The following is a 19,982-nucleotide window of genomic DNA, read 5'->3' on the forward strand; positions in this document are numbered from 1 at the left end:
AAGCTATTTTATAAGTCACAGCCTTTATTTAGGGTAACTTTATCCGTAGTAACTTTGATCATTTTCAGCCATAGTGACTAACGCCTGACAAGGACTATAGCGTTCACCATGTTGCTCTGCCCATTGGCTTAATTGTGCAACCACAGACTTAGCACCAATTTTATCAATATAGCGTAGTGGACCACCTAAGAATGGTGGAAAACCAATGCCGAAGATTGCGCCAATATCACCATCTCTGGCATTACGCACTATGCCTTCATCAACACAGCGTGCTGCTTCATTTAGCATCATATAAGTACAACGTTTACTAATTTCCGCCGCAGTTAAACTTCCCGCTGGTTTAATATTTAATAAGTCATAGATAGTTTCATCCACTTGTTTGTGTCCCGACTTAATACCTTTAAGGGTATTAAGTAAGGTTTTTGCCAAGCTTTTCTTTTGATAGAGGTAAAAGCCTTTCTTCACTTTTTTACCTAAACGACCATCGGCGAGTAATTTATCAAAAGCCGCAGGTGCGGCAAAACGCTCACCAAGTTCTGCCTGTAAAATTGGCCCAATTTTAGCGCCGACATCAATACCAACTTCATCAAGCAATTGCATAGGACCCACAGGGAAACCAAACTTCACTAGCGCCTTGTCGATTTTATCAATGGGTTCGCCCGCAAGCAGTAAAATAGCCGCTTCGTTCATGTAGGGCGCCAAAATACGATTGACATAAAAACCGGCTTTATCTTTAACAACAATAGGTGTTTTACCCTGCTTTTTAGCAAAGGCTACCGTATTGGAGATAGTTTGATCAGAGGTTTTATCATGGGGGATTATTTCCACTAACGGCATTTTATCAACCGGCGAAAAATAATGTAGGCCAATAACATTTTCCGGACGCTTTGCCTTAGCAGCAATTTGCCCTATAGGTATGCTAGAAGTATTACTGGCAAAAATCGTTTTATCATGGCCATGTTTTTCAACTTCTGCCACCATATTTTGCTTTAAGGTTAAATCTTCAAATACCGCTTCTACAACAATATCAAGCGCTTTAAAACCAGTGTAGTCAATACTACCCGTGATCATGGCTAACTGCTTTTGCATCTCACTGTTAAGTAAAAAACGACGTTTCACTTTTTTATTGAGTAGTTGATAGCTGTACTTTAATGCTTGGCCAATACCTTTGTGGTTAATGTCTTTAACTCGCACCGGTATGTGCGCTTTAGTTGCGGTGACAAACGCAATACCACCGCCCATTAAACCGCCACCAAGCACACCGGCTTTGGCTATTTTTTCGGGCATAACATCGGCAACGCCCTGCTCTTTTTTCATTGCTGTGGTGGCAAAAAATAACTGACGCAGTTGCGCTGATTCATCACTCATGACCAGATCGGCAAAATGCTCTGCTTCTAATTTATAACCACTTTCAGATGAAACCTCGATACCTGTGCGGATACAATCAATGATTTTAGCGGGGGCAGGATAATTACCTTGGGTTTTAGCCAGCACAGATTTTTGTGCTTGTTGATAGACAATATTTCGCCCAACAGCATTATTCTCTAACAATTTATCCACTAGGCCTTGTTTACGCTTAACGATTTTTTTACCCTGTTGCTGCAAAGATATCGCCAGTTGCTCGGCAACGTGCAGTAAAACAGTGCTGGGCACAACATCGTCAACTAAGCCATATTTTAGCGCTTGCTTGGCGCGTAATTGCTTACCGGTAAGCATCATGTCTAACGCTTTTTGTAAGCCGACTAATTTAGGTAAACGCTGAGTACCGCCGCTACCTGGTAATAACCCTAGCTGAACTTCAGGTAAACCCAAGGCTGTTTTGCTATTATCACTACAAACTCTAGCATGACATGCCATAGCTAGCTCTAAACCACCACCTAAACAGGTACCATCGATAGCGGCAACAATAGGAATAGGAAATTGCTCTAGCAGAGCAAAAATACGTTGCCCCTGTCGAGATAAAGCGACAACTTCTTCACGGCTTTGACATGCTGCCAGCATATTAATATCGGCGCCAGCCACAAAAGAGTCTTGCTTACCACTACATAACACTATGCCAGTGATGGTTTTATCGGCTTTAACTTCAGCTAATACCGCATTAATTTGCTCAGCAAACTCAGGTTTAAGGGTATTAACCTTTTCACCAATAACATCAATCACTAAATGGGCAATACCATTGTCGTGACGTACTAAAGTAAAAGCACTGACCACTGATTCTTCTGGCGTAGCATTACCATTAGTGGCGACTTCAGTCACGACACTAGTTGCAACATCGTCAGCAGAAACCTTCGCTTCAACGTTTAAGGCCTCGTTATTGTGTTCACTATCATTTGAATGAGTTTTTTCAGTCATTAATCTGTCTCCAAAATCATTGCTGCGCCTAAACCACCTGCGGCACAAGCCGTTGTTAAACCAACTCCACCACCACGGCGATTTAATTCATTAAGTGTTTGGGTGATAAGTCTAGCGCCTGTTGCGGCAAACGGATGACCGTAAGCGAGTGAGCCGCCCATAACATTAAACTTATCCATATCAATCTCACCAATAGCTTTATCACGGCCAAGGTGTTCTTTAGCAAATTTGGTACTAGCGAACATTTTCATATTCGCTAACGCCTGAGCGGCAAAGGCTTCATGCATTTCAATAAGATCTAAGTCGGCTAAATTCATGCCCGCACGCTGCAAAGCAAGGGGGGTAGCATAACTTGGACCCATCAACATGTCTTGCCAAACATCGATAGCAGTAAAGGCAAAGCTACGAATATAACCTAATGGCTTATAACCTAGCTCTTTGGCTCTGCCTTCACGCATTAATAAAATAGCAGCACCACCATCGGTTAACGGCGTACTTGTTGCTGCGGTCACTGTGCCATGTTTACGATCAAATATTGGCTTTAATTTAGCATAACTTGCTAAATCAGAGTTTTCTCGAATACAGTTATCTTTATCAATAAAGTTTTTATAAGGTGCGGCATGAGCCGTCATCACTTCACCATCTAATTTGCCATCTTGCCAGCTTTTTGTCGCTAAGGTGTGCGACCTATGCGCTAAAGCATCTTGGTCTTGACGAGATATATTATAAGTTTTCGCCATTTGCTCCGCGGTTTCGCCCATTGAAATACCAGTAGAGTATTCTGCCACGGCAGGAGATACTGGGAATAAATCTTTAAAGCCAAGGCGACTAAGTAACGAAAGCTTTTGTCCTAAGCTTTTTGCTTTGGTCAAGTCGACTAAAGTACGAGCAAGCCTTTTAGAAACACCTATTGGCGCTACGGATGAAGAGTCGGCGCCGCCCGCAATACCCACATCTACGTGGCCAGCCATAATAGATTCAACAACATTGACCGTTGATTGAAAACTGGTGGCACAAGCGCGAGAAACACTATAGGCATCGGTAGTGACCTTCATACCCGTACCCAAGACGATTTCGCGAGCAATGTTTGGCGCTTCCGGCATTTGCACTACTTGACCAAAAACAAGTTGGTCAATTATAGCAGGGTCAATATCGTGTTTTTGCAATAATTCGTTAACAACGATTTTACCCAAGTCAACGGCTGGTACACCATGAAAAGCCGTTGCCTGTTTAGTAAACGGTGTACGCAAGCCAGCAACGATTGCTATGCGCTCACCGCTCGAGGTTGTTAGTTTTCTTATTGTCATTTATTACTCCACACGCTTAGTTATAATGTAATTTTTAATTAAAAACCCAAGAGGTCTGACCTCATGAAACTCCCTTGATTTTAACTAACTAGCGGGAAAATTCAATCATTACCTGAAATCAACCACGACAAATAACATTTTTTCCCTTAGTTGATAACAATTAGTATTAAAATTTTGTTACCTATCACTTGTTTTCTTTCACAAAAACCTAATATAAAATACCAGGTGTTGTTAAAGCTGTCGTTTATAAAGCTATTGTGCTTGAAAAAGATGGCAGCCGAGGCGGTTAAGTACGTTTGCTGATAACAAATACATCATTAAGCAACAACGCTTTACGCTAGGCCAACAGCACCGAGAACAACGTTTACTTAGTATAACCGCTTGACAAAAATGTACTGTAACGCGAGTCTAAGCCAGATTATCACTAAGTTTCACTTTATAACCAACAATATTAAAAAGAATTTATCAGTATGGCAATTGAACATTTTTCTACGTTAAAACAACATTTATCTTCACAAATCATTGGTCAAGAAGCGTTAGTTGAGAGTTTGCTTATTGCCTTACTGGCTAATGGTCATTTAATTGTTGAAGGACCTCCGGGTTTAGCCAAGACTCGCGCCATTAACGCCTTGGCGCAAGGATTAGAGGCTGATTTTCACCGCATCCAGTTTACCCCTGATTTATTACCTGCCGATTTAACCGGTAGCGATATTTATCGTCCAGACGATGGTACCTTTGTCTTTCAACCAGGCCCTTTGTTTCAAAACTTAGTGCTTGCCGATGAAATTAACCGAGCACCCGCCAAAGTACAATCGGCTTTATTAGAAGCGATGGGAGAAGGTCAAATCACCGTTGGTCGTAAAACCTATGACTTACCTAAGTTGTTTTTAGTGATGGCAACACAAAACCCCATTGAGCAAGAAGGTACTTATCCACTGCCTGAAGCACAATTAGATCGTTTCTTGATGCATGTTGAAATTGGTTACCCAGACGCAAAAGCCGAGTTAGAAATCCTGAAACTAAATCGTAGCGAAGCGTTAAAAGCCAATGCCAATGACGGCCAGGATACAGCGACTGAAAAATCGACTTTACGGGTATTAAGTCAAAGCGAAATATTTTCAGCGCGTGAGCAAGTGCTAAATATACATATGGCTCCTACTTTAGAGGACTATATAGTCGATTTAATTATCGCCACTCGCCAGCCAGAAAAGTATGATGACAAGTTAAGTTCTTGGTTAGCGTATGGTGCTAGCCCACGTGCCACTATTGCGCTTGATCGTTGTTCCCGCGCTCGTGCTTGGTTACATAATCGAGATTTTGTCAGCCCTGAAGATATTCAAGCGGTGTTCCATAATGTCCTTAGACACAGAATTATACTCAGTTATCAAGCTGAAGCTGAAGGAATTACCACGAATCAGGTACTAGATCATATTTTAACTCAGGTTGCTGTTGCCTAGTTACTAATGCCTAGCCGTAATAGCTGAGTGGCTAATAATTAGCGCAATCACTGTTAATCCAAATCGAATTATCAAGTAGAGTTACTTTATGTGGTTTAATCGTCAAAAACAATCACCTGCAATTAACGCCAGTACCGATTCTTATCAATCCATACTGGCAAGTTTGTATAGCAATGGTATTGATTTATCTATGCAGGAGTTATTACAGTATCAAAGTAAAAGCCGCTTAATTGACTTGGTGGGTAAAAAAAATATTCAAGGTAAACAATCTGGTAATTATCTGTCGCGTAGCAAGGGTCGCGGCATGGAGTTTGACGAAGTACGTCATTACCAAAGCGGTGATGATGTTCGCGCCATTGACTGGCGGGTAACTGCACGCACGGGCACAACTCACACTAAACTTTTTCGTGAAGAAATTGAAAGACCAGTACTGATAGCCACGGATTTAAGCCGGAATATGTGTTTTGGTAGTAAATTGCTCTTTAAAGCGGTACAAGCTGGCCACTTAGCAGCTCTCGTTGCTTGGCATGCAAAAAGTCGTGGTGATCGTATCGGTGGGCTAGTATTTTGTGATGAACAGCATATAGAATTAAAACCCCGTAGTCGTAAAGCGGGTGTGCTGCATTATTTACATGCCTTAACCACCTTAAATAATCAAAAAAAACCAACGGCCAATGCCGCTCAAACGGTCTCATTAGACCCTGAAGTCCCCTGCAGCCAAGAAGGCAATAAAGCTGAAAATCAAAGCGTGACAGGACGACCGAAAAGTCATTACTTCGATGAACACTGTGCCCGTTTAAGATATCTTGCTAAACCCGGTTCACTGGTTTATTTGATCACCGATGGTCAAGCCCTTAGCGATGAACAAAACTGTCCACATGCCTTACGACATCTAAGCCAAATTAGTCAACATTGTGAATTAGTCGTATGTTTAATTAGTGATCCGCTCGAGCAAGAGCTTCCTCAAAGCACTAGGAAGTTAGCGGTAACCATTACCGATGGCTTTAATCGTCAGCAGTTAACCTTGGGCGATAAAAAAACCGCCGAGCAATACCAGCAACAAGCCCGTAAACAGGCGGAGAAATTGCAGTTGCTGTTGCAAGCAACCGGGGCCCGCATAGTACATTTTAGCGCTGGAAAATCCCTTGAGCAACAATTAAAATACAGTGGGGTCTCTTTATAATGACTATAAACAATGCCTCGGTGCCAACGGGTCAACCTTTACCTGAGCAATCATCACCATTACAATTGCACGATATCCATGTACCAGAGCAAGTGAGTAACTTGCCTATCGCACCAGGTTGGTGGCTACTGCTGGCACTTATCGTTATTGCGGTTTTGTGGTCTTATAAAAAGCGTAAACAAAATAGACAGTTAAATGCCAGTAAACAGCAAGCACTAGCCGTGCTTGCTAACAATCAAACAATGAGCGCTAAAGCGTGTCTTAACTTATTAAAATGGGCGGCTATGCAATATTTTAGTCGTCAACAATTAGCACAATTATATGGTGATAATTTTCAAACTTTTTTAATGCAACAATTACCGGAAAAATACCAAGTGAAGTTTACTCAACTCAGTACAGCCGCTTTTCAACAGCAATATCAAGCGGAACAAGGCACAAATACTGATATCGATAGCGATTGCCAGCAAGCAACCAAATTATGGCTAACTCATGCACTCCCCGTTAATAAAGCGCTAAGCAGTGCTAAGGTTTTACCGGTAGAAAAATCCTCTGCCCTCAATAAACTTGTGCCAGTAGATAAACCATTTACTGTTAATAAACCTGTGCCTACAGAAAAAACCTCTACATATAATAAACCTGTACTTGCAGAAAAATCTTCTGCCCTCAATAAAGAAGAGGAGATTAGCCAATGATAAGTTTTGCTTGGCCCTGGCTATTTGCCTTATTACCTCTGCCCCTGGTTATCTATTTTTTACCCGCTAAAAAGAATGGCAAGCAAGAAAGTGCCCTGATCATGCCGACGCTAATTAATGTCTCAAGCAATACAGTGAGGGTTCAGCAAAAAAGTAATACGCCATTAATTGTTTTATCACTTTGTTGGCTGTTGCTGGTTATGGCTATTAGCCGACCACAATGGCTGGGTGAAGCTATTGATATACCCAGTGAAGGCCGTGAAATGATGATTGCCGTTGATCTTTCTGGCAGTATGGAAATAGAAGACATGAGACTTAATGGTCGCAATGTCAATCGTTTGCAAATGCTTAAAGTTGTCCTTGGCGATTTTATCGAGCGCCGTGTTAGTGACCGTCTCGGTTTAATCTTATTTGCCGATGATGCCTACATGCAAACGCCGATGACCTTTGATAGAAAAACCGTCAAGCAAATGCTCGATGAAAGTGAACTCAATCTTGTCGGTAGAAAAACAGCCATTGGCGATGCCATCGCGCTCGCGGTTAAGCGTTTTGATACCAAGCAAGACTCTAATAAAGTCTTGTTATTATTAACTGACGGTCAAAATACCGCGGGTAAAATAACACCTGAACAAGCATTAGAATTAGCCGTTGCGAAAGGAATCACTATTTACACCGTCGGTATTGGCGCAGATAGTATGCTGCAACAATCACTTTGGGGTACACAACACATTAATCCTTCAAGTGATTTAGACGAGCAAAGCTTAGCTAACATCGCCGAAAAAACCGGTGGTCAATATTTTCGTGCCCGTGATAGTCAAGCCATGAGTGAAATATATAGTTTGTTAGATCAGCTAGAGCCTGTTAAGCAAGAGCAGCAAAAAATGCGTCCGCTGAGCGCGTTATACTATTGGCCACTAGCATTAGCCGCGCTCATTTGTTTTGTTTATTTACTCAGTTTACATGTCAGCTTTTTATTGCCCAATTTTTTATTACACCACAAAACCATGAATAAAAATGATGTTCACGCTAAGTCCTATGCTGAGGGTGGTAAATAATATGTCAGCACAACAAACTAATTTATCAACTGATTTAAGCCAAGTAGCTAGCAATTTTACTTTAGATAGTCTCAGCTTCGAAGGCATAGTCAATAACTTTCACTTTATTCGACCTTGGTGGTTACTCGCCTTTTTCGCTTTATTAGTGGTGTTATTTCTGCTGAAAAAGATCCGCTATTACCAATCACCTTGGCAGCATTTCCTCCCTGCGCATTTAGCCAACGCCTTATTGGAAAATACGCACAGCCAAACAACATCAGTTACCTCATCCCAAAGCTCTTATTGGTTAAAACCTTTTGTTATTGGCAGTGCTATTATTTTTGCCCTAGCAGGACCTGCTTGGCAAAAATTGCCACAACCGGTTTATCAACTAGATCGTGGCTCGGTACTTATCATGGATATGTCTTACTCCATGCTTGCTACCGATGTAAAACCCAATAGATTGACCCGTGCTCGCTATAAAGCCTTCGATTTACTGAAAGTAATCAACGAAGGTGATATTGGTTTAATTGCCTATGCAGGTGATGCCTTTATTATTAGTCCATTAACGCAAGATATTAGAAATATCGAGCTACTGTTACCGGCATTGTCACCTGACATTATGCCTGTTTATGGGGCAAATGCTTTGGCAGCCTTAATCTTAGCTGATCAAACTCTTAAGAATGCCGGTCATATTAGCGGTGATATTTATTGGTTGACTGATGATATTGATAATGAAGAAATGTCTGATATTTACGCTTGGGCAAATGGCAACAGCCATAAAGTGAATATTTTAGGTGTCGGTAGTAAAAATGGTGCCCCGATAAAACTAAGTAGCGGCAAGTTACTCAAAGATCATAAAGGCGCTATCGTGGTGCCCAAATTACCCGCGGCTAGACTGGCGGCGATTAGTAAGCGTAGCCGAGGGGTTTATCATACCATGACCAACGATGACACGGATATCAAAGCACTGACGGCTCATTTAAGTAATAGCCTTGAGGACAAGGTTGGCTCAGACAATAAACAACTAGGTAAAGCTCAAAGTAAACAAGCATTGTTAGGCGACCAATACCAAGAGCAAGGCCCTTGGTTACTCATCATTATTGTGCCCTTGCTATTAAGCTACTTTCGCCGCGGCACCAGTATATTAGCAATAACATGGCTAATGCCACTGACGTTAGTATTGAGTTTAACCAGCCTAAGTCCACGCAGTTATGCTGCTGAGCTGAACACCAAGCAAGAGCCGACAACATCTAGTTTGCACACCACCACTGGCACTAATAGCAAGAGTGATGTCTACGCCAATGCGACCATCAGTGGTGCAAATCAATTTTGGCGAGATTTATGGCAAACCTCAGACCAACAAGCGCAACAATACTATCAACAAAAAGATTATCAACAAGCGGCTGAGCAATTTGAAGATAGTCAATGGCAAGGCAGTGCTCACTACAAAGCCGGTGATTATGAACAAGCATTACAAGCATTTAAAGCAAGCGACAGCGCACAAGCATTGTATAATCAGGGCAATGCCCTAGCACAGTTACAAAAAGTTGATGAGGCTATCGAAACTTATAAAAAGGCGCTAGCAAAAGAGGCTAACTTGACCGATGCCAAAGAGAATTTAGCCATACTTGAAGCGCTGAAAAAACAGCAAGAACAACAGTCTGAAGGTGATAAGAAAGATCAGGACTCACAAGAACAATCACCTGGCGATAAAGAACAAGAACAGCAAGGGGGCCAAGAAAATAAGGACTCACAAGGGCAGCAACCGCAAAGCGAGCAACAAGAAAGCCAACAAGCTGCTGAGGAGAATAAGCAAGAGCAACAAAATGAACAAAGTAAACAACAAGAAGAACAGCAAAAAAAACAACAAGCAGAGCAAAGTAAAGCTGCCGACGATGAACAACAGCCAAGCGATGAAAAATCGCTAGCTCAACAAGCCAGCGATAACAAAGCACAAGAACTTGAGCAAAAACATCAACAACTTTTAAATAAGGTCACTGACGATCCTTATTTACTATTACGAAATAAAATGCGCCTCGAATATCAAAAGCGCCGACATGAGGGTTCGCCTCAAGGAGTAACTAAAAAGTGGTAAGTAATTCTTCAATGCCTTTAACAGCTAAGGTGCCCTTATTTCTTTTACAGAGCCTCATGCTGTCCCTGTTACTTATGGCGACACTCTTGTTAAGCAATAATGCCTACGCTTTATCAAAAGTGACTGCCACTATTGATAAAAATCCAGCGATGATTAATGAGTCGATAATATTAACGGTAATTGCCGATGACGATGTCGGCCCGAAAGCTTTAGATACCCGTCCCTTACTTGGTGATTTTATTATCGGTCAAACATCGGTTAGCTCACAAACCAGTATGATCAACTTTAAAACCACCCGTATCACTAAATGGCAAATAATTTTAATTGCCCGTAACCCTGGGCAATTTATCATCCCTGCCCTTAAGGTTGCAGACCGACAAAGTGACCCCATTGAGCTGACCGTGGTGGCAACAAATGATACCAGTAGCAAGGCACAAGCTGATATTTTTGTCACCAGTGAGTTATCCAGTACTGAGGTATATGTACAACAGTTATTGACCCTATCAATAAAGCTACATTTTGCCGTAGATCTTAAAAGTGGCAACTTAACTGAGCCCAGTTTACGCGGTGCTACCATTGAAAAAATAGGCAAAGACAAGCAGTCTGATAGCATTATCAATGGTAAACGTTACCGGGTAATTGAACAAACTTATGCTATTACCCCGGAACAAAGTGGTGAACTTAGGTTAAAAGCACCGCTATTTTCCGGTGAGATATTGCAATCATCTACCCGGCGTTCAAGTTTTTTAAGCTTTGCGCAAACGAAACCAGTGAGAATTTTAGGCGATGAACTTCTCTTAACTGTCTTACCCATACCGGCCAACTACCCAAGCAACACCCCATGGTTACCGACTGATATATTAACCTTACATCAAGAATGGCAAGCAGGTAATGCTCAATTTACCGTCGGCGAGCCTATTACTCGTACTATCACTTTAACTGCTGCTGGCCTTTCAAAAGCACAACTGCCCAAGCTTGAAATGAAAAGTAGCCCTGGTTTGAAAATATACCCAGATCAAGCTGAGTTACATGCCAACCTAAGCAACAATCGCTTGGTCAGCCAAAAGGTACAAAATTTTGCCCTAGTACCAAGTATGGTGGGGGACTTTGTCTTACCCGCTATGAGTATTACTTGGTTCAATACCATCACCAATAAAATTGAACATGCCACCCTGCCAACACAAACTATCTCGGTACAAGCAGCAGAAGGCAGTTTTGCTACCGACCCGTTCAATGATCCTACAAAAGCAATAAACGACACCGCTAACGCGGCCAATAATATGGCGAAGAACACAGCTAATAATGCTGAAAACTTTTCTGAGCAGACTGCCCTCGCCACCTCAGTAGCAGCTGTGCAAGATAAGCGCTGGCAATGGCTATTTCTTAGCTTATGGCTATTAACGAGCTTAGCATGGCTTATTCAAAGTATTTATTTACGGCAAAGCCGTCATAAAAATAAGCCGGCTCAATTTAATAAGGTAACAAAAACCTTTACTTCGGGTAGCCACTATCTTGCTCTGTTAGCCGCCTGTAAGAAAAATAATGCCGAGCAAGCGCTACATTTGATCTTGCCTTGGCTAAGACAATTACTCACCAGTGATAGACCTGGACTAAAAATCCATAATATTGCCCAAGCGCAAGAGTGTATTCAAGAGCAAAGCTTTGCCACCGCATTGAATGATTTACAGCAGCACCTTTATGGCAAGAGTGCTATTGATGGCGCACCGTCATGGCAAGGTTTGACTTTACTCACCGCCATTCAAACGGTGCAGAAACAACAAGGTGAAAAAAATAATACCAAGCACTTATTAGCACTTAACCCTTAAAAGCGCATATTTGTAAGCTAATTTTAAGGCTCTGTTGTTGTTTAGTGTGGGCGAGTAAACAAGCGAGACGCATAAACCCATCCATGGGGCTCTGCACAAGCATCCATGCTTGTGACGCTCGCTTTTATCACACCACCAACACTCACTGTAAAATCAATAGCTTACTATATTACCAACACCTAACTACAACATAGCTAATTTTAAAGGTTAAGCATTAGCTATAATAAATTGCATAAATTAAAAAATTTACCGCCGCTTGAAATAAACTTGCCTATGCTAGGGTCTATAACCATATGATGACAAAACAAGTTAGATATGAGGCGCTAGTAAAGGCGCTACACGGTGATTTATACCGTTATGCCTATTGGCTCTGCCACGAAAAACAAGTGGCGGAAGACTTGGTGCAAGAAACCTTTTTACGTGCTTGGCGAGCCCTTGATTCGTTAAAAGATGAAAAAGCCGCCAAGTCCTGGTTAATCACTATATTACGACGAGAGAATGCCCGGCGCTTCGAAAGAAAGCGTTTTGAGATGAGTGAGTATGAAGAGGCAAACATAACAGATACTCAATCAGTGACCACAGAGCAGGAGCTTGAAAACCACTGGTTAAGAGAAAAAATAGCGCAACTGCCGCCAGAATATTCAGAGCCGTTAGTTTTACAAGTATTAGGTGGTTTTAGTGGCGCCGATATTGCCACCATGTTAAATCTAAATAAAAATACTGTGATGACACGTTTATTTAGAGCCAGAAACAAATTAAAAGAAGTGTTAGCGGCACAACCGGTAAAACGAGGTATGTACAATGGATGATTTGCAATTTCGACGTGCTATATATGCCGATCCCAATAACCAAGATGCTGACACTATCGCGGCGCAGCAACAAGATCCAAGCAAAAAACAATTTGCCCAAGAAATTTGTCAATTAGATGAAAAAATCATGCGCGCATTACAGGTGCCAGTACCTGAAGGTTTAGCCGAAAAACTGATCTTACGTCAAACCTTGGCAAGTCACCAAGTGCAAAAGCGTAAAACGCGTGTGCATTTAGCGATAGCAGCCTCTGTCGCCATTGTTGGTGGCTTAATGCTTAACTTTATGCAGTTCTCCAGTGCTTATAACAATTTAGGGGATTATGCCCTAGCCCATGTTTATCATGAGCAAGGCAGTTTTGCTAACAATGCTACTAGCCAAGTGACCTTAGCGTCATTAAACCAGAAGATGGCGACGTTTGATGGCAACTTCAGTCAATCCCTAGGCAAGTTGTTATTTGCCGATTATTGCCGTTTTGATGGTATGAAAAGTTTGCACTTAGTTTATCAAGGTAAAACCAGCCCTGTTACTGTCTTTATTGTCCCTAAAAATGAGCAATTAAGCTTTAGCCCTCATTTTAATGACAAAAAATTGTTTGGTAGCTCGCTTGAGTTTACTCACAGTAATATTATTGTCGTTGCTGATAAAAATGAGTCTTTAGGACAATGGCAACAAAAAATCAGTGAAACTGTGTCTTGGCTTATTTAATCTTGCAATAAAAAAGCCCTGCTGTCGCTGTCTTATTAACAGTGATAGCAGGGCTTTTTTGTCTTCATCATACGACGATTAGAATGGTCGTGTTTATAAGTGCGATACAAAAAGCGCGGTACAAAAGTCAAACATATGACTTATGCACCGCACAAAGACTAGTCTATAACGTGTTTTCAAATAACTTATAGATACGACGGTACTCATCTAACCACGAGCTTGGTTGCACAAAACCATGTGGCTCTACCGGATAAATAGCTGTTTCAAAATTTTCTTTCTCAAGTTCAATCAAGCGTTGTACTAAACGTACGGTATCTTCAAAAAAGACATTGTCATCAACCATAGGCGCATTGATGAGTAAGGGTTTATTCAGTCCTTCAGCAAAATAAATCGGTGAACTGCGTTCATAGGCTATGGCATCATCTTCAGGAGTATTTAAAATATTGGCAGTATAACCATGGTTATAATAAGCCCAGTCAGACACTAAGCGAATTGCCGCCCCTGAAGCAAATAAATCAGGGTCGGTAAATAGAGACATCAGCGTTAAGAAGCCACCATAAGAGCCACCATAAGTACCAACACGCTTGGCATCAACATTGGCATTTTCAATGAGCCAATTAACACCATCACGCATATCTTCTACTTCCACTTTGCCCATATGACGGTATATCGCGGTACGCCAATCTCGTCCATAACCGGCTGAGGCGCGGTAATCCATGTCAATAACCACATAACCTTGTTGAACTAACATGGAATGGAACATATATTCACGGAAATAACCTGACCAACCCAAGTGAGAATTTTGTAGGTAGCCGGCACCATGAGTAAACATAACAGCACGATTTTTATCGGCAGTTTTATCAAAGTTTTTAGGTAAATATACTTTTGAATAAATTGGCTGTTTTTGTTTACTTGAAGGTATAGCAACAACCGTTGGTGCCGCCCAAGGCATAGCCAAAAATTGCTTAGATACCGTATAAGTAATGCGCTTAGCAGTGCCTACCGCATTTATATTTTGCACATATAGCTCAGGCGGCATAGTAACGGTAGAATGCTCAATTAACAGTTTTGATTCATCTGGGCTAAGCACATAATCGTTTTTACCCCCTAAGTCTGTTAATGCAATTAGATTCTTAGCCATATCCACTTGGTATATTTCATAAATACCTGGGTGTTTTTTATTGGCTTTAAAAATAAAGTGCTGATTATCTTGCGTTAGCGTAACACTGCTCACTTCAAAGGCACCAGACGTTAGCTTAACCGCCTTAGCGTTTAAATTTTTGTGATATAAATGAGAATAGCCAGACTCTTCCGATAAGTAATAAAGGCTGGCGTTATTATCAGCATTTAACCAACCAAATTCATTAAAGTTCCAGTTAATCCAAGCATCATCATGGAGTTTATGTTGGCTAACTAAGGTATTATCAGAGAAATTAACCGTGGTTAACCAACGTGTTTTGTTGTCCCAAGCCTCTAACATTATCGCCAGGTGTTGACCGTCTTCGCTCCACTTAATGGGGTTATACATACCAAGCACATGAATGTTACGCGCTTTTTTCTCCGACTTATATTTCTTGCCAGCACGAGCATAGTTTTCCGCTTTAACACTCGCTAAAACATCTTCATCAAAACCCGGTAGGCTGTCATAACTTAAAGCTTGTTGTGTACCTGTTACTAAATCAAGTATAAAAAGTTGTTCTTTATACTGTCGGTTGTTGGCTACACGAGCACGTACTTTTTTAGCGACAATAACACCCTCTTTAGTAATGTAATTAGGCATAATATCGCTTTTATCACGGCTAGATTTTGCCAAGGCTATGCTGACCAATAATTTATCACCTGCTGGTGACAGGCTAGCATAGGCTACTTTATTATCTTTACCAAAATAAAATTTACTGTCGGTTACCGCAGAGTTTTCAGCGGCTAAACGCTGTTTTTGCGCGTGCTTTAACTGCGCATTTCTCTGCTGTAAGGCAATATATGCAATGAGCTTATGCTGCTCTTTAGCTAGGTAGCTTTTTGGCTCGGTGACGCCCGCGGGTTTGTCTGACATGTGCAAACTTGCCAATTCTTTAATTTGACCTGTTTGGCTATTGTGGCGATAAAAAACATTAGCCACTTGATAGGCAATATCGCCATTGGTCAAAAAGAATGCCTTACGCTCAGTGTTTGAGGTGAATGTTAGCTGTTTTACCGTATTACTCGCTAAGGTTTTAACAAAAACATCACCATTAAAAGTATAAACTTTATGGGTACGCGCTTGATTGAACTTGGCATTTTTATCGGCAACTTTATGCTTAATCGATAAATCTACTGGCGAGGTCTTACTACTATTAGCCAGATCCAGGGCATACAAATCACGTAAAGGGTTGCCTAATTGTTTTTGCTGATAATAGACAGTGTTACTATCATCGCCCCAATACCATGATTCTGGTGCACGACCAAACCAATCAGGGTCTGCCATCACTTGCTCTAAGGTAATAATAGTGCTTGCTTGTGCGTTAACTGCCACAGTACTGGGCACTTTGTCTGGCGCAGAGGTATTAAGCTGTTCACTAAGCTGAGTATTACTACAAGCGGCTAATGAAAAGCTAAGCGCTACGGCAATGAGTTGTATTTTCATAAAATAAATTCTTTTGTTGAGTTTTTTTGTTAAAGAATAAATGCAGAGTGCCAAGTTAACGCACACACTGACTGCTCTGCTGTTATATTAAATTAGTGTAATTAAGTTAGCTTTACTCTGAGGCGTTATCCTAATCGAAAATAAAATAAAATAAAATAAAGGGTAAGATAAAACGACCAATACCGTTTTATATGCGTTAAAAAAACGCTAAAATAACAGGCTTTACTGATACTACCATCATTGGACACTTTGTTATGCTTTGCCCGTGCGGTTCAACCTTATTATTTAATGCTTGTTGCCAACTTTATATTACACAACAGCAGCAACCCAGCACGGCTGAGCAATTGATGCGCTCACGCTTTAGTGCCTACGCAACAAAAAATGGTCAATATATTTTTGCTACCTATGGCGCTGCTCAGCAACTAAAGCAGTCGCTAGGAGAAATTCAAGCGTGGGCGGATGAATGTTTGTGGTTGGCGTTAAAAATACATGCCAGTAGTAAAAACACGGTAGAATTTTCAGCCTATTATGTCGTCGATAATACCTTATGGGAATTACGAGAAAAGTCTAATTTTACTGTTGAAGAAAACCAGTGGCGCTACCTTGATGGTGACATTACTGAGCATAACCAGATAAAGAAAATTAAACGCAATGAACTATGCCCATGTAACCAATATGCAACAGCTTGGTCCGCTAAAAAAGGCAAAAAGTTTAAACAGTGCTGTGCTAAATCGCAGGTTCGATCATTCTAACTAGGCTTAGTTAAGTAGTGGTGCTTTAATGAGTGCTTGCTGAATGCCATCTAACCAGGCCTGAGCATTGAAGTTCAGTGGCTGACTAAGCGGTTTATCCGCCTCGTTATTCGTTCCAGGCTTAGCTGGTGTTGCCGCTGCGGTGATTTGCCTGTGCTTAAGCTGAGTAAATAAACTGGTATTTTGCAGCACTTGCGTGTCGATATGGCTTTTATCATCACGAAAAGCTAACGGTTTAGCTTTCATCGCGTTAGTTAAATGTATATTGGCTAAATCGTTATCGACAATCGTTTGTACTTGGTTGAATTGCTTAACATCCTCTGGTGCAGACAGTGCTAAAGGTGCTGATGCAGCTAGGTTGAATTTTTTTCTCAAGGCAATATTACTTAAGTCTGCCGTTATAGGCTCGGCTGCTTGAGGTAATAAAAATTGGCTTTGTTCACGGACATCATCCGTTAACATTGCCAGCATCAAGGTAAAGTCTGCACGACGTGTTTGTCCAACACTTTCATTCAACTGCTCACCAAGTTGCAATTCATGTAGCAATACATTAGTGACTGAAAAATCAGTGACCAAATGCTCAGCACTGCTCTTACTCACTTCATTATCTGGAGCGAAATTATTGCTTGAAAACTGTGGTGATAGCTCTACGGCCACTGCGCTATGCTCTTATTTATGCCTTGATAAATAAGTTATCGGCTAAAAGTAAAAAACATTTAGCCGATAAGAGCATAAATTTACAATTAATTATTACACTGCTTTATTAAGCGATTTTATGGCCAATAATTATTACCTTTGAGCACTACGTTTAAGTACTACTTTTACTTACCGCTGATAATAGTTAAGTTAAGTTAAGTCACTTGCTTTATTGGCCACGTAAGTGTGAAGGACGCACCACCAAGCTCACTATCACCGATAGCTGCATGCCCTTGATGCCACTCCATAATGCGAGCAACAATAGCTAAACCTAAACCAAAACCACCGGTTTCACGGTTTCTTGATTGATCGCCACGTGAAAATGCATCAAAAATAACTTTCTTAAATTCATCAGAAACACCATCACCATTATCTTCAACACAAATTTGGCATTGTTCATTTTCTAATGACAGTGTCACTCTCACTTGGCCATTACCATACTTAATGGCGTTGCTAATAAAGTTATTAACCGCCCTATCGATAAAGTGGTCATCACAACAAACAAGGTTATTCGGCAGTTTATTAATAAACTCTATCGAGCTGACAAACTGATCATGACTGGCTATTTGTAAGCTCACTAACTCGTTCAAGTCAGTACGGCTAAAGTTCAGTTCAGGTTTGTCATTATCAAAAGCAGCATATATAAGCATTTCATTGATCAGCTCTTCTAATTCACGCACATCATTACTAATTTGTTGCTGGTACTTTTTTCTTTTTTCATCATCTTTAATTGTGTCAAGCATCTGTAAAGCAAATTTGGTTCGCGCTAAAGGCGTTCGTAACTCATGGGACACGGCATTGGTTAACTCTTTATGGGCTTCAATTAAACGTCGAATACGCGCTGCCATCATATTAAAGGAGGAAATCATCGGCGCTATCATGGTTGATTTTGCCGCAGGGGCCTTACTATCAAAATTTCCTTGACCAAACTCCTTGGTCGCTTTTTTTAATAATTCTAAATCCCGTGACATCGGCCATAACCAAATAAAAATGATAACGCCAAAACAGGCTAATATTAACACGCGGTAAATGGCCTTTAATCTGGGCCTAGTTGGCATTTTTACCGGACCTAAGGTAAGAACAGAGTCGGAGCCTTTAAGTAAATAATGCAGTACGACATTACCATCAAAATAATAAATATGGGTATTAGTATGTGTTAACGAATTATGTTCGGTGTGATCTATGGCATCAACTTCTGCTAAAGACATGAGTTTTAAAGGTAGTTCCCATTTTTCTCCGGCACCCGAAACTATATCCTGCCATTCGTTTTCTGGATGCTTTTGAACATAATCCCCTAAGGCCATCATCATGGTTTTATAACCGGTATAGGATTCAATATCTTGCTCTAGATAAGATGCCCACACTTCATCGAGTGCCCAAGAAAAAATGATAAAAGTGGATATGATAAAGAAATAGAGATTAAAAAACGAACGACCTAATTTCATTAATGTGCCTTAATTAACAGAATGGAGTAAAAGTAAGCTTAAGAAAAAGGCTTTGTCACTGGCAAGAAGTAAACAAAGCCTTGATATTTTAGTGGTTATATAGCAATTACCAGTAAAACCTGCACTTTGAGTGCAAATGGCTAATGGCTACAGTGACCTATCCCCTAGAGCTAGCCCCATGCGTCTGGCACAAATAAGTAACCCTGGCCCCAAATAGTCTTGATCCTAAATGGCGTTTCAGTGCTGTCATGTAATTTTTTACGTAAGCGAGAAATTCGCACATCAACACTTCTGTCTAAGCCATCATATTCACGGCCAATTACCGCTTTATAGATATAATCTCGATTTTGTACTTCACCTGATTTACTGGCCAGTAACCATAATAAATCAAATTCTTGGCTGGTTAGGTCAATATTTTCACCTTGCAAAGTCACTTTACGTGAGGCTTTACTGATAAATAAACCACCACAGTTAATTTCAGCTTTCTCTTCATTTTGGTTAGGTAAATCGCCGCGACGTAATAAGGCGTTAACTCGCGCTAATAATACTCGCGGTTCAACTGGCTTGATAACATAATCATCAGCGCCAATTTCTAAGCCTAACACTTGGTCAAAATCAGTACTTTTTGCTGTTAACATTAATATCGGGCCGGTAAATTCTGGGCGTAAATCACGGCAAACACCAAAGCCATCTTTACCGGGTAACATTACATCTAAAATAATGATATCTGGCGAGAAAAGCTTTACCCGTTTAGCAACGGTATCACCACGATACTCTTGCTTAACATGAAAGCCTTCATTGGTTAAAAAGTCGGTGACTAAATCGGATAATTGACGATCATCTTCAACCAATAATATTTTTTTTACGTTTGGGTTACTATCTGGCATATACATTTCCTTATTTAATACGTGTTATTTATGCTATTGATAAATAACGGTACGAATAACGGTACTGATAACTGTATTAACAGTTATGTTGTGTTGCTCATTTAGGCTTAGCTTA

At 40.8% G+C, this 19,982-nt stretch carries 15 protein-coding genes; 9 read left to right on the top strand and 6 right to left on the bottom strand.

The window, feature by feature from the left end; genetic code table 11:
* Positions 1-39 precede the first annotated feature (39 nt).
* Positions 40-2,352 carry a fatty acid oxidation complex subunit alpha FadJ gene (gene fadJ / locus MTCD1_RS14720; protein ID WP_082606465.1) on the bottom strand — a complete coding sequence of 771 codons (2,313 nt, stop codon included), beginning with the start codon at positions 2,350-2,352 and terminating at the stop codon, positions 40-42.
* Positions 2,352-3,659, bottom strand: a complete 1,308-nt coding sequence (fadI, locus tag MTCD1_RS14725; RefSeq protein ID WP_057180627.1) for an acetyl-CoA C-acyltransferase FadI — start codon at positions 3,657-3,659, stop codon at positions 2,352-2,354. The genes fadJ and fadI overlap by 1 nt, the downstream gene beginning before the upstream one ends.
* 470 nt (positions 3,660-4,129) lie before the next feature.
* Between fadI and MTCD1_RS14730 the strand changes: the two genes are divergently transcribed.
* The 8 genes from MTCD1_RS14730 to MTCD1_RS14765 all read left to right on the top strand — a co-directional run bounded on the left by MTCD1_RS14730 (position 4,130) and on the right by MTCD1_RS14765 (position 13,464).
* Positions 4,130-5,116 (top strand): AAA family ATPase, encoded by a 987-nt coding sequence (locus MTCD1_RS14730; RefSeq protein ID WP_057180625.1) that lies wholly within the window; start codon positions 4,130-4,132, stop codon positions 5,114-5,116.
* Positions 5,117-5,204: 88 nt separating this feature from the next.
* Positions 5,205-6,299, top strand: a complete 1,095-nt coding sequence (locus MTCD1_RS14735) for a DUF58 domain-containing protein (RefSeq protein ID WP_057180623.1) — start codon at positions 5,205-5,207, stop codon at positions 6,297-6,299.
* On the top strand, positions 6,299-6,991 hold the full coding sequence (locus MTCD1_RS14740) for a DUF4381 domain-containing protein (RefSeq protein ID WP_082606464.1): 693 nt from the start codon (positions 6,299-6,301) through the stop codon (positions 6,989-6,991). Before MTCD1_RS14735 ends, MTCD1_RS14740 begins: the two co-directional genes overlap by 1 nt.
* The gene (locus MTCD1_RS14745; RefSeq protein WP_057180621.1) at positions 6,988-8,046 is read left to right on the top strand and encodes a vWA domain-containing protein; all 1,059 of its coding nucleotides are present in this window, start codon (positions 6,988-6,990) and stop codon (positions 8,044-8,046) included. The genes MTCD1_RS14740 and MTCD1_RS14745 overlap by 4 nt, the downstream gene beginning before the upstream one ends.
* Before the next feature lies 1 nt (position 8,047).
* Positions 8,048-10,123, top strand: a complete 2,076-nt coding sequence (locus tag MTCD1_RS14750) for a vWA domain-containing protein (RefSeq protein ID WP_057180619.1) — start codon at positions 8,048-8,050, stop codon at positions 10,121-10,123.
* Positions 10,124-10,179: 56 nt separating this feature from the next.
* The gene (locus MTCD1_RS14755) at positions 10,180-11,949 is read left to right on the top strand and encodes a BatD family protein (protein ID WP_057180651.1); all 1,770 of its coding nucleotides are present in this window, start codon (positions 10,180-10,182) and stop codon (positions 11,947-11,949) included.
* A 293-nt stretch (positions 11,950-12,242) separates the two neighbouring features.
* Complete coding sequence (locus MTCD1_RS14760; protein ID WP_057180617.1) at positions 12,243-12,758, top strand: sigma-70 family RNA polymerase sigma factor; 516 nt, start codon at positions 12,243-12,245, stop codon at positions 12,756-12,758.
* Complete coding sequence (locus tag MTCD1_RS14765) at positions 12,751-13,464, top strand: DUF3379 family protein (RefSeq protein WP_057180616.1); 714 nt, start codon at positions 12,751-12,753, stop codon at positions 13,462-13,464. The genes MTCD1_RS14760 and MTCD1_RS14765 overlap by 8 nt, the downstream gene beginning before the upstream one ends.
* Positions 13,465-13,627: 163 nt before the next feature.
* Here the strand turns inward: MTCD1_RS14765 and MTCD1_RS14770 are convergent, their stop codons facing one another.
* Positions 13,628-16,087, bottom strand: a complete 2,460-nt coding sequence (locus MTCD1_RS14770) for a S9 family peptidase (RefSeq protein WP_057180614.1) — start codon at positions 16,085-16,087, stop codon at positions 13,628-13,630.
* A gap of 254 nt (positions 16,088-16,341) precedes the next feature.
* On the opposite strand from MTCD1_RS14770, the gene MTCD1_RS14775 reads away from it, so the two are divergent.
* Positions 16,342-16,839 (top strand): YchJ family protein, encoded by a 498-nt coding sequence (locus MTCD1_RS14775; protein ID WP_057180612.1) that lies wholly within the window; start codon positions 16,342-16,344, stop codon positions 16,837-16,839.
* Positions 16,840-16,845: 6 nt separating this feature from the next.
* Here MTCD1_RS14775 and MTCD1_RS14780 read toward each other — a convergent pair whose 3' ends face one another.
* The 3 genes from MTCD1_RS14780 to MTCD1_RS14790 form a co-directional block, all read right to left on the bottom strand.
* A complete protein-coding gene (locus MTCD1_RS14780) occupies positions 16,846-17,496 on the bottom strand; it encodes a VC2046/SO_2500 family protein (protein WP_231732990.1) in 651 nt (216 codons plus the stop codon).
* A gap of 194 nt (positions 17,497-17,690) precedes the next feature.
* On the bottom strand, positions 17,691-18,980 hold the full coding sequence (locus tag MTCD1_RS14785) for an ATP-binding protein (RefSeq protein WP_057180611.1): 1,290 nt from the start codon (positions 18,978-18,980) through the stop codon (positions 17,691-17,693).
* A gap of 170 nt (positions 18,981-19,150) precedes the next feature.
* Positions 19,151-19,867, bottom strand: coding sequence for a winged helix-turn-helix domain-containing protein (locus tag MTCD1_RS14790; RefSeq protein ID WP_057180609.1), 717 nt, complete (start codon positions 19,865-19,867; stop codon positions 19,151-19,153).
* Between the last annotated feature and the right edge of the window lie 115 nt (positions 19,868-19,982).

Origin of the sequence: Colwellia marinimaniae (assembly GCF_002207865.1) — a bacterium.
GTDB classification, from domain to species: Bacteria; Pseudomonadota; Gammaproteobacteria; order Enterobacterales; family Alteromonadaceae; genus Colwellia; species Colwellia marinimaniae.